Annotated in this window: 14 protein-coding genes; 11 read left to right on the top strand and 3 right to left on the bottom strand. The window is 46.7% G+C overall.

Going from position 1 to position 13294, the window contains the following annotated elements:
• Window positions 1-20 precede the first annotated feature (20 nt).
• The 5 genes from NST38_RS29680 to NST38_RS29660 all read left to right on the top strand — a co-directional run bounded on the left by NST38_RS29680 (window position 21) and on the right by NST38_RS29660 (window position 5427).
• Window positions 21-1394: an ABC transporter substrate-binding protein gene (locus tag NST38_RS29680; protein WP_076251997.1), complete on the top strand. Its 1374-nt coding sequence runs from the start codon at window positions 21-23 to the stop codon at window positions 1392-1394.
• 95 nt (window positions 1395-1489) lie between these two features.
• Complete coding sequence (locus NST38_RS29675) at window positions 1490-2260, top strand: HAD family hydrolase (RefSeq protein WP_076251995.1); 771 nt, start codon at window positions 1490-1492, stop codon at window positions 2258-2260.
• Complete coding sequence (locus NST38_RS29670) at window positions 2257-2595, top strand: DMT family transporter (protein WP_083684565.1); 339 nt, start codon at window positions 2257-2259, stop codon at window positions 2593-2595. Before NST38_RS29675 ends, NST38_RS29670 begins: the two co-directional genes overlap by 4 nt.
• Complete coding sequence (locus tag NST38_RS29665) at window positions 2595-3689, top strand: metallophosphoesterase family protein (RefSeq protein WP_076251993.1); 1095 nt, start codon at window positions 2595-2597, stop codon at window positions 3687-3689. Before NST38_RS29670 ends, NST38_RS29665 begins: the two co-directional genes overlap by 1 nt.
• Window positions 3690-3969: 280 nt before the next feature.
• Window positions 3970-5427, top strand: coding sequence for a carboxylesterase/lipase family protein (locus tag NST38_RS29660; RefSeq protein WP_076251991.1), 1458 nt, complete (start codon window positions 3970-3972; stop codon window positions 5425-5427).
• Window positions 5428-5589: 162 nt separating this feature from the next.
• Here NST38_RS29660 and NST38_RS29655 read toward each other — a convergent pair whose 3' ends face one another.
• Complete coding sequence (locus NST38_RS29655; protein ID WP_076251988.1) at window positions 5590-6741, bottom strand: VanZ family protein; 1152 nt, start codon at window positions 6739-6741, stop codon at window positions 5590-5592.
• A gap of 235 nt (window positions 6742-6976) precedes the next feature.
• Between NST38_RS29655 and NST38_RS29650 the strand changes: the two genes are divergently transcribed.
• From NST38_RS29650 to NST38_RS29630, 5 genes are all read left to right on the top strand, one after another.
• Window positions 6977-7318, top strand: a complete 342-nt coding sequence (locus tag NST38_RS29650) for a zinc ribbon domain-containing protein YjdM (protein ID WP_017691576.1) — start codon at window positions 6977-6979, stop codon at window positions 7316-7318.
• 149 nt (window positions 7319-7467) lie between these two features.
• Window positions 7468-8280, top strand: a complete 813-nt coding sequence (locus NST38_RS29645) for a class I SAM-dependent methyltransferase (protein ID WP_076251986.1) — start codon at window positions 7468-7470, stop codon at window positions 8278-8280.
• Window positions 8281-8389: 109 nt separating this feature from the next.
• Window positions 8390-8647, top strand: a complete 258-nt coding sequence (locus NST38_RS29640) for a hypothetical protein (RefSeq protein ID WP_076251984.1) — start codon at window positions 8390-8392, stop codon at window positions 8645-8647.
• Window positions 8644-8805 (top strand): hypothetical protein, encoded by a 162-nt coding sequence (locus tag NST38_RS29635; RefSeq protein WP_179087887.1) that lies wholly within the window; start codon window positions 8644-8646, stop codon window positions 8803-8805. Before NST38_RS29640 ends, NST38_RS29635 begins: the two co-directional genes overlap by 4 nt.
• Window positions 8806-8960: 155 nt before the next feature.
• Window positions 8961-10022 (top strand): LLM class flavin-dependent oxidoreductase, encoded by a 1062-nt coding sequence (locus NST38_RS29630; RefSeq protein ID WP_076251982.1) that lies wholly within the window; start codon window positions 8961-8963, stop codon window positions 10020-10022.
• A 130-nt stretch (window positions 10023-10152) separates the two neighbouring features.
• Here the strand turns inward: NST38_RS29630 and NST38_RS29625 are convergent, their stop codons facing one another.
• Window positions 10153-10812, bottom strand: a complete 660-nt coding sequence (locus tag NST38_RS29625) for a TetR/AcrR family transcriptional regulator (RefSeq protein ID WP_076251980.1) — start codon at window positions 10810-10812, stop codon at window positions 10153-10155.
• A 249-nt stretch (window positions 10813-11061) separates the two neighbouring features.
• Between NST38_RS29625 and NST38_RS29620 the strand changes: the two genes are divergently transcribed.
• Window positions 11062-11877 (top strand): SDR family NAD(P)-dependent oxidoreductase, encoded by an 816-nt coding sequence (locus NST38_RS29620; RefSeq protein ID WP_076251978.1) that lies wholly within the window; start codon window positions 11062-11064, stop codon window positions 11875-11877.
• A 22-nt stretch (window positions 11878-11899) separates the two neighbouring features.
• Here NST38_RS29620 and NST38_RS29615 read toward each other — a convergent pair whose 3' ends face one another.
• Window positions 11900-13207, bottom strand: coding sequence for a VWA domain-containing protein (locus NST38_RS29615; RefSeq protein WP_076251976.1), 1308 nt, complete (start codon window positions 13205-13207; stop codon window positions 11900-11902).
• Between the last annotated feature and the right edge of the window lie 87 nt (window positions 13208-13294).

Raw genomic sequence — 13294 nt, 5'->3', positions numbered from 1 at the left:
CTAAAACGGGAGGAACAACAATGAATTGGAGTCAGGCAAGCATGACATGGAAAAAGAGATTGAGGTTGAACTGGAAGGGTGGCATGTCGCTGGTACTTGCGACCAGCTTTGCACTGCTGACCGCTTGTGGAACACAAGCACCCGCAGAATCAGGCACGACGGCTGCTGCCAGTGGAACCGAAGCTCAGGCGAAAGATCCGGTGGAGATTGAGTTCTGGTATGGTCTGGGTGGTAATCTGGGCGATAACATGAAAAAGACGATTGATGCGTTCAACGCCTCCCAGAACGAAGTCGTTGTAAAAGGGATTGTACAAGCAGATTACACGGAAACGGAACAGAAGCTGCAAGCAGCAATTGCTTCCAAGAAGGTTCCAGCCGCTGTACTCAGCTCCAATATAGACTGGGCACGCAAAGGATATTATGCACCCATGGATGAGATGATTGCCGCTGATCCGAATTTTAAGAAAGACGATTTCATTCAGACATTCCTGAACCAGGGACAGGTGGATGGAAAGCAATACTTTTTGCCAATGTACGGTACAACTCAGATCATGTATTACCGTATGGATACGTTCAAGGAGAACGGAATCGACCCAGCGAGTCTGACGACTTGGGAGAAGCTGGCTGAGGCGGCAGCGAAGATGAGCAAGCAAGAAAATGGCAAGACCACCTTCTACGGTTGGGAACCGATGTGGGGTAGAGACAATATGATAGATGCCGTGCTGGGTAAGGGCGGACAGATTCTTAGCGACGATGGCAAAACCGTTATGATCGACTCTCCGGAATGGATCGAGACATGGGACTTATTCCGTAAATGGATTAACGAAGACAAGATTATGGGCATTCATTATGGAGGTCAGGGCTGGGAGTACTGGTACAAAACGATTGATGATGTGATGAAAAATAAAGCAGCAGGTTATACCGGATCTAGTGGTGACCAAGGCGACTTGGACTTTAGCGTAGTCGCTGCGATGCAACAACCAGGCTGGGAAGGTATTGGTGAAGGAAAACCGGTAGCAAGTGCCATTTCGGCAGGTATTCCGTCAGCTGCAACGCCTGAACAACAACAGGCAGCATACAAATGGCTTACGTATTTCTCTGAAACTTCGAACACAGCTTCATGGTCCATGAACACTGGATATATCGCAGTACGTCAATCGGCCCAACAAGATCCAGAGTTTATGAAATTCAGTGAGGAAAATCCACAGATCACCGTACCACTGCAACAGGCAGCTCACGCTTCGGCTCCATTCCAGGATCCAACGGGTGGCAAGATCAATGATGCATTGAAAGATGCAGCTGATCAGGTACAGATCAATAATATGCCAGCAGAACAAGCGCTGAAGGAAGCGAAAGAGAAAGCACAGAAGGAACTGGATAGGGTAACGAAATAAGAAACGTATACAGGCAATTGACCCACGCGATAAGGGCGGTACATGCTGTACCGTCCTTTCCGTTCATACAAGATCGCAGACAAGGAGTTTAACCAATGCAAGATGAAACGTATGTGGATGGATTACCCAATCCGATTAAAGCCGTTTTGTTCGACAAGGACGGGACATTACTTGATTTTACGGGCATGTGGGGGTTCTGGACCGATTGTGTGTTGAACGATTTCAGAGAACAGTTAGCGACCAGAGGACTCCGTATCGACACAGATGAATTCCCACAGATATGGGGTACATTCCACGATGATCAAGGCCGAATGAATGGGTATGATGTGCGGGGCCCGCTTGCGATGGGCACGATGGATGAAGTGTATGCCGTGCTGACGTGGCATGGATATCGTGCGGGTCTCAGCTGGGCGGAATCCAAGATTATGGTCCGGGAGTGTTTGGCGCGAGCGGAGGAAGAGATGGAGCAGCATCGTCCGGCACATCCGTTACCGGGTGTTCGAGAATTCCTTGAACAGTGTCGTACCAAAGGCGTGGTTATGGGTGTAGTGACGGCAGATGATACACCAAGTGCAATTAAACATTTACAGTGGATGGGACTGGATTCCTTTTTTGACGTGGTGATGGGTACAGATCTGGTGGAACGGGGCAAACCTTTTCCCGATATGCTTCTGCTTGCCTGTGAACGGTTGGGTGTATCAGTGCAGCATACCGTGGTCATTGGAGATACGGACGGAGACATGGAGATGGCACGAACCGCTGGTGCGGGGTACAGGATTGGCATTGGAGAACCGGGAAAAATCCGCTTGGCAGATAGAACGATTCAATCCTTCCATGAATTGCTGAATGGTGGGCTGAATCGATGACAAACAGTCACGCCTACTTGGGCTGGGTACTGTTGGCACTGGCTATCGGGCTGGAGCTGAGCGCTACCATTTTGCTAAAAGTATCGGATGGATTCTCGCGGTTATGGCCTTCGGTGTTGATGTTTGTCTGTTATGGCGCAAGTTTTACGTTTCTCAACTTTGCAGTGAAGTATATGCCGCTGGCTGTGGCCTATGCGATCTGGTCTGGCGTGGGTATTACGCTCATTGGCGTCGTGGGGCATTACTTTTTTGGTGAACGTCTGCGGCTCACATCGATGGTCTGGATCGGGTTTATTCTGATTGGCATTATTGGACTGAAATGGAGTGATTCTTGATGGGAAATGAACATACACCGGAGCAACCTCTTGTCAGCTTTCAGGTTATTACGGACACACATGTACGGGACGAGGCAGACCACATTCATAACCGACATTTGGAGTTGGCATTAGCCGACATAGCTACATTCTGTCAGGGGAGCAGCGGGATTATGCATGTGGGTGATGTGACAGATCGGGGGCTGCCGAGCGAATATCGTGAGTTGCAACGCATATGGAAGCAGCATGCGGAGAGTTTGCCGGACATCCGGTACACGGTAGGTAATCATGATATTGGAGCCGTGGTATGGCAAGATCCGCCGATCGTATTGCTTGAGATGAAAGAGGATGAAGTAGCCGAGTTGTTGGAGCAGGAGGCAGATATCAAGCTGGTCACAAAACAAACCGCTGCTGAATCAGCTGCACTAATTGAGCAACTATCCGGCGGGACCTATACGTTGTCTGCTGTAACTTCTGAGCAGGAGGGCCAAGACGGGGGACCGATCTCTTCAGGAGTAGACCCCATTACAGTCGCAGGGTTATGGCAGCGTCGATTAAGTGATTTTGAAGGGACAACAGGCATGAAGGGCGCATACCACGATCATTGGATTGATGGGTATCATTATATTTTCCTGGGCACCGAGCAACCTCACCCGAAGGATTGTGATATGTCGGCTGAACAATTGGCGTGGCTGGATGCGAAATTGTCTGAGCATGCAACACTGAATCAACCGATCTTTCTCTTCTTACACCAGCCGCTTATGGATACGGTAGCGGGGTCGTTGAAGGAACAAGGCTGGTATGGTGTGAATCAGGATGCGGAACTCAAGGCCGTTCTGGCCAATTACCCGCAAGTGATTCTCTTCTCCGGTCATACCCATTGGCAACTGGAAGCACAGCATACGATGTACGATGGTGCAGGCCACATGCCAACCATGTTCAATGCGTCGTCTGTAGGTTATCTATGGACGGATCAGGATGAACATCTGGAGGGCAGCGAAGGGCTTCATGTGGAGATTTATAAGGATCGAGTTGTTGTAAAGGGGCGGAACTTTGTTACGAGCGAATGGATTGAGGGTGCTGAATTTACGGTAAGTTATCCTGTAGAAGGGTAGTTATTTGGATGGTAAAAGGGAAAGGGTTATACTAAGGGTCAATGCCATTAAGACAAGTTAAACTTGATGACATTGCTTAATGGGTGGCCTTTTTGGTGTTCATCTTAAAGATATGTATCAGATCATCCACCCCATAAAGTTCCACGTGAAACGTAGCAGGGGAGGCTAGAGTTGGGTAAAGTTGTAAATGGGTATGATTACAAACTATACTCAAATAAGTACACATGATATGCACATACTCGTTAATTCAACCTATTTACGGAGAGGAAGTAGAAGTGGCATGAGAGAACTTCAAGTTCAAACGACATATGGCACCGTTCAAGGCGAACGTTTGCACGATGCAAGCGTATGGAAAGGCATTCCCTATGCGAAACCTCCGGTAGGTGAGCTGCGTTTCAAGGCTCCGGTACAGCCCGAGTCATGGGATGGAATCAGACAGGCCACTCAATTTGGACCTGAGAATATACAACCACGAAATCATCAACCAGAAGGCCAGACAGAAATTCCGAATGAGTCAGAAGATAGTTTATATCTGAACATCTGGGCACCTAAGGAAAAAGGAGCAACACCACTGCCGGTCATGGTATGGATTCACGGTGGTTCCTTTGTAACAGGTTCAGGTAGCCAGCCGATGTATGATGGTACACAGTTAGCGGTTCGGGGGGACGTCATCGTTGTGACGATCAACTACCGATTAGGACCTTTGGGATTCCTGCATATGGCTCCATTAGGTGATTCATATGTATCCAATGCAGGTCTGCTGGATCAGGTTGCGGCATTACAGTGGGTGAAGGATAATATCTCTGCTTTTGGTGGTAACCCGGATCAAGTTACGGTGTTCGGCGAATCAGCAGGCAGCATGAGTATTGCAGCACTGATGGCGATGCCATCGGCCAAAGGACTCTTCCGACGTGCCATTATGGAGAGTGGTGCTTCCCAGTTGATGCCGGCAGAGCAAGCCTCAGCGTTGCGGGAAGGGATGCTGAAGATTCTTGGGGTGGACCGGGACAACCTGCAGAAGTTAAATACAATTCCTGTAGAGCAGATTATTGCAGCGGGGGAAACGGTCAAACAGCAGAGCGGTGCAGGTATGGCATTGTTGTTCCAACCTGTATTGGATGGAAATACACTACCACAGGTGCCACTTCAGGCAGTGAGCGAAGGCTCAGCGCAGGATATTCCGGTGTTGATTGGTACGACATTACACGAGGGTGCACTGTTCATCCAGCCACATGTACCTTTTTCAAAAGAAATCGATATGGTTCAGGGCGTAGACTTTATGACGCCAGATCTGGATAACCGGGTAGCCATCGCGGATAGTTATCCAAAAACGGCAGATGGACAAGCCCAAGTCATGACCGATATGTTCTTCTGGCGGTCAGCGCTGCAATATGCTGCGGCACAGCAGAAGTATGCTCCGGTGTGGATGTATCGATTTGATTGGGTCATGCCGGAACATCCTTTGTTAAAAAGAGCGATTCACAGCATCGAAATGTTCTTTGTGTTTAATACACTGCATGTCCTCAAATTCATGAATGCAGAGCCGGATGAAGCTGCGGCGGCACTTGCCCTCAAGGTACAGGATGCCTGGATTTCCTTTGCCAAGAATGGCCAACCTGAAGTTGCAGGTGTGAACTGGCCTGAATATGAGCAGGATCGTGCGACACTAATCTTCAACCATGAGATTGAGGTCGTACATGATCCGGATGCAGCCAAGCGAGAGCTGTTAGGATTATAACCCAGGCTGATTATTTGAATGGATACTCTGAATAACTGCTATGCGCCCGATCAAAAGAGGACGTTCATCTCATAATGAACGTCCTCTTTTTGTAATCCGGCTGAATAATAAGCAGAACGTAAGCACTGAATAGAGGTACATTGTGCCGTTATACTCCATACATTATTTACGAGAGGCACGTGTGCGGGACACCTCATCGAAGTAGAAGGAACGTTTTCCACGGGAGAAGAGCACGATCAAGACATGAACAAAGAGTACGGCGTAGACTAACATATAGATACCGAATGTCCCCAAGGAGATCCACATTTGATAAGGTTGAAGCATAACATCCTGATGACCTGAAAAAGCATAATCGTTGACCAAGCGAATGATCGTAACGAGCAGCCATGGAACATAGAGTGCGGCAAATCTTTTGAATAACGATTCACTGGTGGGTGTGCCGGTCTGACGATTCACATAGCGGAATCGCAAGATGGCCGAGCCTGGAGTTACCCCATTTCGCACCCAAGGTATGAAGAACAGTACAATGACCATAGCAATGGATGTACTTAACGCATCACTGATCACATCAGATGCTGTGAAGATCGATATCAGAATCGAAAGGAAGACAACAATGATTCCATCAATAATTAACGCGAGCAATTGAGGCATAGTATACACTCGGTTTTGCTCCACGATCTGTTCACTCTTCGCCTGAATGCTTGCACGTGATGGGAATAAAGCAAGCAGGATGGGCGCTGTGAAGAATCCAATGACTGCTCCCGAAGTATTCAATAACAGATCATCTGCATCGAAAAGGCGGTAAGGACAATTATAATACCCGTAGAATCCGGTGATTTGAGTGATCTCGAAGAATAAGGAAAGCCCGAATCCACCAATCAGGGCGTACTTCCAGAATGATCTTTTTTGAAAAAAATAACGGATATATACACCCAGCGGCATGAGAAGCAGGACGTTAAATAGAACTTGCAGGAAGGCTCTGCCCTGAATCATGCTGAGATAGCTGGAAGGCTGGGTCCATACAATGGGTGTTTCCTTCATGATGTCTTTGACAAAAGTGAATGGAACCAGATTGTAGTAGATCGTGTCAGCGGCTTGCTGCGCACAGGTATCTCGCGTAGTTGGAAACGGGAGAATGACGAGGCAATAGGCGGCCAGAATATAAAAGATAAACGAAAAGCTGATGCCAAACCGTGACCAGCTGAAGAAACCGTCTTTACGATACCCATAGATCAACCACGGCACCAGCAAAAACATGGCCGCAACAACAAAGATCAAAAAAGCCATTTGCACAGGGAAAACATATGAGGACATGAGTAAGAACTCCTTTGGTATTAAATATAATAACATTCATAGAGACATTAAAATTCATGTATGTGTAGTGCGTATCTATTAGTTACATCATAAGTAGTTACCCTTAAAGTGAGGGATGCATGAACCTTAAATTTGGTTTAAATCCATCCATGCAGTGACCAAGCGTATGGAATATACCGTCGAAATCCCGTATACTTGCGGGAATGCCAATCGTAGAATGGAGAGTTTAATACATATGTCTAATTTGCCTAACTGCCCCAAATGTAATTCAGAGTACACGTACGAGGATGGTAACCTGCTGGTTTGCCCGGAGTGCGCGCATGAATGGTCTTTGGAAGCAGACAATGATAACGCAGAGGATGCAAAAGTAATCCGCGATGCCAACGGAAATGTGCTAAGTGATGGCGATACCGTTACCGTCATTAAAGATCTGAAGGTAAAAGGTAGCTCGCTCGTGGTCAAACAGGGCACGAAGGTGAAGAATATCCGCCTGATTGATGGGGATCATGATATTGATTGCAAGATCGACAGCTTGGGTGCGATGAAGCTGAAGTCTGAGTTTGTGAAAAAGATATAAGATCCAGAAACGTTCAGTTCCGCATTCAATGGGGAATTGAACGTTTTTTGTTTGACAGGAAATATTTAGTAGATATATACTGGTTGGAATTTAATTTTTTTGAACATGGATGAGTAGTCTACATATAAGAAAAGGCAGGTGTCAGAGCGATGAAGAGAGATCATATTATTGAATATTATTCCGGGTTTGATGAATGGGGCAGACTGGAGCGGGAACCAATTGAATTCATCATTAACATGCATTACATCAGGGAACATCTCCCTGCTACTGGTTGTATTCTGGATAATGGCGCAGGACCAGGGAAGTATGCCATTGAGCTTGCGAAGCTGGGGTACAAGGTCACTTTATCGGATCTGACACCTTCCTCTGTGGATACTGCGAGGCAAAAGGCTCAGGAGTTTGGTTTGACACAGCAATTCGATGGATTCCATGTTCTCGATGCGACTTCGCTCTCCGGTATGGCTGACGAGACGTACGATGCGTCCCTCATGCTGGGGCCGTTATACCATCTGCAGACAGACGAAGAGCGCACGGCTGCTGTACGGGAGCTGTACCGTGTGACCAAGCGAGGGGGCGTGGTGTTTGTAGCCATGCAAAGCCGAATGCGCATGAGTATCAATTCGCTGCAATCCCCGCAGCATTGGAAGCCGAATGATAACATGGCAGCCATCCGTTCTTTTGTGGAAAAGGGCATATTCGATCATCAGGATCAAGGACGATTTACGGGAGCATACTATTTTAATATTCAGGACGTTACACCCTTCATGGAGCAACATGGATTTGAAACCGTTGATTTGATTGGTTCATCTAGCCTTAGAGCGATGCTTACGGACGAGCAACAGCAATACTGGAAAGAGCGTGGCGAGTATGATGAACTCATGCAATATATGATTGAAGCCGCCAAAGACCCTTCCATATTGGGAATCTCGTCTCATTTGCTGTACATCGGGAGGAAGAAATAATAGACTTACAGGCAATGCTCTAAAAATCTATGTATTTTAGAATTTCAGCCCGTGGAATACTGTTTCCACATGATATAATATCTCTATCTAATGGTCTGGAGGTGTCACTATGCAATGGAAGGAAGTTCAGGAGCGATTCCCTAACGAGTGGGTCGTTTTTGAGGCAACCAAGGCGCATTCTAGAGAAGGCCAGCGTTATATTGAAGAGATGGCAGTGATTGATTCATTTGATGATTCTACAAAGGCACTAAAACGTTATGGTGAATTGCATCAGGAAGATCCCAGACGGGAATACTGCTTTTTTCACACTTCACGTCCAGAAGTTCTGGCAAGAGAACGATATGTTGGCATGAGAGGTCCTCGATGAAAATTTCAGATGGAACAACGATTAATGATTTTCAAGTTGAAATAGGAAATATGGATTATGGTTTGGAGATTGACGGAATTCTGGGATTTAATTTTATGAAACAGACCGGTGTTGTAATTAATGCCAACCTGATGGAACTAAGTATAGATAAGCTGTAATCTATAGAAAATAAACATAAATGTGCCCTCTGGAAACAGGGGGTACTTGTGTTTTTCATCAAAATAGTTCAATATTAAGATACATAACAAAAGGTGATCTACTTACAATAGGTAAGATGAACAACGGATCGCTTCATACCAGGGAGGAACAGACAATGGAAATCGGAATTAGTACATTTGTGGAGACGAATCCGGATGTAAAAACAGGAGAACTTATCAGTCATGCGCAGCGTATTCGGGATGTTGTTGAAGAGATTGTTTTGGCAGATCAGGTAGGTCTGGATGTATATGGCGTGGGAGAACATCATCGTGCCGACTACGCCGCTTCATCACCAGCTGTCATTCTGGCGGCCGCAGCTTCACAGACCAAGAATATTCGCTTGACGAGTGCAGTAACTGTGCTGTCATCGCATGATCCGGTACGGGTATATCAAGATTTTGCGACACTGGACGGCATTTCGAACGGACGTGCAGAGATTATGGCAGGGCGTGGATCATTTATCGAATCGTTCCCACTGTTTGGCTATGATCTGAACGACTACGATGAGTTATTCGACGAGAAACTGGATTTGCTTCTCAAACTGCGTGATTCGGAAAAAGTAACTTGGGAAGGCAAACACCGCCCTTCCTTTAACAATCTGGGCGTCTACCCGCGCCCTGTACAGGAAAAGCTTCCGGTATGGATTGGCAGTGGTGGTAATCAGGAATCCGTAGTTCGTGCAGGATTGCTCGGTTTGCCATTGGTGCTTGCCATTATCGGTGGCCGTCCGGTGCAATTCGCACCACTGGTGGAGCTGTATAAAAAAGCAGCTGCACATGCAGGACATGATGCTTCCAAGCTGACCGTTGCTTCTCACTCTCACGGCTTCATTGCCGATACAACAGACGAAGCCGTGGAGAAATTCTTCCCGCCAGCGCAAGCGGTCATGAACATACTGGGTCGTGAACGTGGCTGGGGACACTACAGCCGTGCGACATTTGATGCGGCGCGCAGCCTGGAAGGTGCATTGTATGTAGGTGATGTGGATACCGTAGCTCAGAAAATTATTTACCTACGCAAAGAAGTTGGGATTACACGCTTCATGTTACACACCCCACTCGGAACCATGCCGCACAACGAGGTCATGAGAGCGATCGAACTGCTTGGTAAAGAAGTCGCTCCTATCGTGCGTAAAGAAATTGCACGTTGGGAAGCTGAGAACGAAGAGGCACGTTAATCGACTGAAACCGTTACGGAACTAGATGAGTCAACAAAACAAAGGAGCATGCCCTAGGCGTATTACGCCAATGGGGCTGCTCCTTTTTGTTTATCTTCTAAAAGTATCTAAAACAGCACAGGTTTAATGCTTACCCATTCGCAGATGTACTCACAAGGGAGTGTATAACCATGGACAACGTATGATCATAGAGGGTTTTGGCAGCTTCTTCGCTCTCAATATGGCCTCCCAAATACAGATGAATAACACCGTGTAAGGGAGCCCAGATCATCCGAACCGCAAGCAGGGGATCTTGCACCTGAAGCATTCCCTGTTCAATCGCTACCTCAACCAAGGCAGACACTTGTTTCAGTGCAGTTGCTGTTCCCTGTAAGGTCTCTCCATCTGGTTTGAATTCGGAAAAAGATCCTCCAAACATCAGCTGATAGAAGCTGGATTGAGAAATGCCGAAGTCCCAATAGACATGGGCCAGATCACGGAAATATTGTTCGAACGATGCCTGCCGGGGCATAGCTTCAAAACGCTGGGCCATGAGGGAACATCCCTCTAGATACAGATGTTTGGCTAACCCTTCTTTTTTGCCAAAGAGGTTATATATGATTTTGGTCGAGCACTCCATGCGTTCAGCTACACGGCGTACTGTGACGGCTTCTGGTCCATGCTCTTGCAGTAAAGCAGCAGCAGCATGCACAATATTTTGCCGCAGATTATGCGAGTGCTGCAGTCTGGCTTCCTGAAAGGTTGTTACCGTATGTGCAGATTCCGTGGAACCCGAATTAAGATCCTTCATTGATTTCATCCTCGTAACCGTATTGTTGTTGAACAGAAACTACGTTTCCTTTTCTTAAGGTCATTCTACTGTTTTACGCCAGATAACGTCAATTTAATCCGAGTTTAGTAAGTAAGCACTCCGTTCTAGAATCAAATTTAACAAATGCATTTGACATCGTCATGGGTTTTGGTTACGATGATTCTATACAGAAACAGTGTTTCCTAATGAAAACGAGTGTTTAAATTATACACAGAGGATGGATGAGAGATGATAAAGGAACAGCATCAATGGGTACTTATTACAGGTGCTTCTTCAGGTATTGGGGAAATTTTTGCACTCGAAATGGCTTCTAAGGGTAAAAATATCGTGCTGGTGGCCAGAACAGAATCCAAACTGAATCAATTGGCAGAACGTATAGAACGTACATATCAAGTAAGGGCTGAGGTAATCGTATCGGATCTTTCCGAAGTAGAGGCACCTCAGAACGTATATGAGGAATGTCAGAATCGAGGAATACACATCGATATGCTGATCAACAATGCGGGATTTGCTACCCATGGATGTTTTGAACAACTGGATGGTTCCCGGCAACAGGAGGAGATTATGTTGAACGTGCTCGCCTTGACAAACATGACACATCTTTTCTTGCCAGGCATGTTACAGAAGAAAAATGGTGCTGTAATTAATGTATCGTCGACGGCTGCCTTTCAACCTGATCCCTATATGGCTGTGTATGGAGCAACGAAGGCATTTGTACTTTCTTTTACAGAGGCATTATACGAAGAAAACAGGAAGCGTGGCGTTCAGTTTTTGGCACTATGCCCAGGTTCAACCGAGACTTCGTTCTTTGATGTAGTGGGTGCTGATGAAGCCTCGGTGGGTAAACGTGATACACCTGAGCATGTCGTGGCGGTGGCCATGAGTGCACTCGAGTCAGGCAAACCTTATGCTGTGCCGGGGGCCGGTAATTACTGGACAGCGCAGTTCACCCGCCTCGTGCCACGCAAGTTGATGTTGCGAATCGTAGGAAGTATGCTCCGTCCACGTTCCAAGGATGGTAAAGCAGAAAAAGTACAAGCCTGATTAGGGGTATAGGGTAAAAGCTTTAGGCCAAAATGCCTTTGGCCCGAGCTTCCTTTATCCAGCCTGGAAATTCAGTGAGGAGACGATCATACAATTCTTCATCGCTGATCTTGGAGATGTCGTCGAGAGCAAAAAAATCAGCATTATCGATGAAACGTCCAGTCATGTCATCAAGTTTCTCGAGAATACCGTAATTGGCTTGGCCTAGGCCAACAAATTGCCAGAACAGGTTTTTGGTTGAACTTTCGGTAATAAGCCGCATGATTTTCCCTTTTTGACTGACTCCACCATCGCTAAAAAAGATAATATACGTTGGAATCTTCACATCGGGTTCCTCGATCGTATATTTGCGAATGACATCCTGCATCACAGGAGGTTCGTTATTGGTACCGCCTTTGCTTCCCAGCGTATATGTGCGTTCAATATAATTCTCGAAATCCCTGGCGGTGACGCTAGGTGCACGCAAGAAGTCTTTGGCGAAGAACCAGACGTCCAGCTCTCCGTTATCATCAAAAGCGGATGCAATCGCCAGGATACGCTCGAAGGCTTCTTGCACGATGCCTTTACGATATAGATGGTACATGGAACCTGATGCGTCAAACACAACGGCAACACGTGCCTGTATAGGTTCGATCTTTTTCTTTTGTAGAGACAGGGTTACTTTACGCTTGAGGAGATCGATCTTGGTCAGGTTAAGCGGCGCATGATTCGTGTTTGGTGCAGCATCAGGTACCAAGACTTCTGGAGAGGCCGCTGCCACTTCAGCTTGTGCCGTGAGAAGAACCTGTTCGGCTTCCGAGGTGTCGTTACTCTCAATTTCAACACCAAATGACTCTGCCAGCGGCTGCAATCCACCAAAGAAACCTCGTCCAATCGCACGAACTTTGAACCCGTCACGATACTTATAGATTTCAATGAGAATAAGTGCTGTTTCCGCAGTGACCTGTGTGATCTCATAGGTGATCTGCTGGGAACCAGCTTGTACAATCGCCTGACATGCCTGAACATCGGCGAAAGTCCCTCCCGCATCCAGAGTAGCGGTAAACACACATTTTTCCACAGAGGCCTGCTGTAATTGATTCGTATCCAGTACAAACGAGGATTTCAGTTCCTCTGCCTGTTGAAGAAGTACACTTTGATGGGGATCGGCCTTCTGATTATAAAATACAAAATAGTCGTCAGATGGGACCTTTCCCTCTTCGTTCACCATAAAGCAGCTAACATCCAAGGGAGAAGGAGATGATGTACATTGAATGGTTACCTGAAGTTGAGCACATTCGTTGATACTGATATTCTGGCCTGTGTTTAAGTGGATGAACGAGTCTGTCATAATCGGATGCGCCTCTCTTCTCCAATATAATGGTTGAAAATGTACAGTAACAAGATCGATTCTGAGACAAATGTTTCCATAAGTCAA

The sequence above is a fragment of the Paenibacillus sp. FSL H8-0104 genome, from assembly GCF_038050215.1.
Lineage (GTDB): Bacteria > Bacillota > Bacilli > Paenibacillales > Paenibacillaceae > Paenibacillus > Paenibacillus amylolyticus.
This window is presented reverse-complemented; position numbering and strand designations above follow the sequence as displayed.

Excerpts from the sequence above, each read along its gene's own strand:
- NST38_RS29680 (WP_076251997.1), top strand. The coding sequence starts at position 21 with ATGAATTGGAGTCAGGCAAGCATGACATGGAAAAAGAGATTGAGGTTG.
- NST38_RS29675 (WP_076251995.1), top strand. The coding sequence starts at position 1,490 with ATGCAAGATGAAACGTATGTGGATGGATTACCCAATCCGATTAAAGCC.
- NST38_RS29670 (WP_083684565.1), top strand. The coding sequence starts at position 2,257 with ATGACAAACAGTCACGCCTACTTGGGCTGGGTACTGTTGGCACTGGCT.
- NST38_RS29665 (WP_076251993.1), top strand. The coding sequence starts at position 2,595 with ATGGGAAATGAACATACACCGGAGCAACCTCTTGTCAGCTTTCAGGTT.
- NST38_RS29660 (WP_076251991.1), top strand. The coding sequence starts at position 3,970 with ATGAGAGAACTTCAAGTTCAAACGACATATGGCACCGTTCAAGGCGAA.
- NST38_RS29655 (WP_076251988.1), bottom strand. The coding sequence starts at position 6,741 with ATGTCCTCATATGTTTTCCCTGTGCAAATGGCTTTTTTGATCTTTGTT.
- NST38_RS29650 (WP_017691576.1), top strand. The coding sequence starts at position 6,977 with ATGTCTAATTTGCCTAACTGCCCCAAATGTAATTCAGAGTACACGTAC.
- NST38_RS29645 (WP_076251986.1), top strand. The coding sequence starts at position 7,468 with ATGAAGAGAGATCATATTATTGAATATTATTCCGGGTTTGATGAATGG.
- NST38_RS29640 (WP_076251984.1), top strand. The coding sequence starts at position 8,390 with ATGCAATGGAAGGAAGTTCAGGAGCGATTCCCTAACGAGTGGGTCGTT.
- NST38_RS29635 (WP_179087887.1), top strand. The coding sequence starts at position 8,644 with ATGAAAATTTCAGATGGAACAACGATTAATGATTTTCAAGTTGAAATA.
- NST38_RS29630 (WP_076251982.1), top strand. The coding sequence starts at position 8,961 with ATGGAAATCGGAATTAGTACATTTGTGGAGACGAATCCGGATGTAAAA.
- NST38_RS29625 (WP_076251980.1), bottom strand. The coding sequence starts at position 10,812 with ATGAAGGATCTTAATTCGGGTTCCACGGAATCTGCACATACGGTAACA.
- NST38_RS29620 (WP_076251978.1), top strand. The coding sequence starts at position 11,062 with ATGATAAAGGAACAGCATCAATGGGTACTTATTACAGGTGCTTCTTCA.
- NST38_RS29615 (WP_076251976.1), bottom strand. The coding sequence starts at position 13,207 with ATGACAGACTCGTTCATCCACTTAAACACAGGCCAGAATATCAGTATC.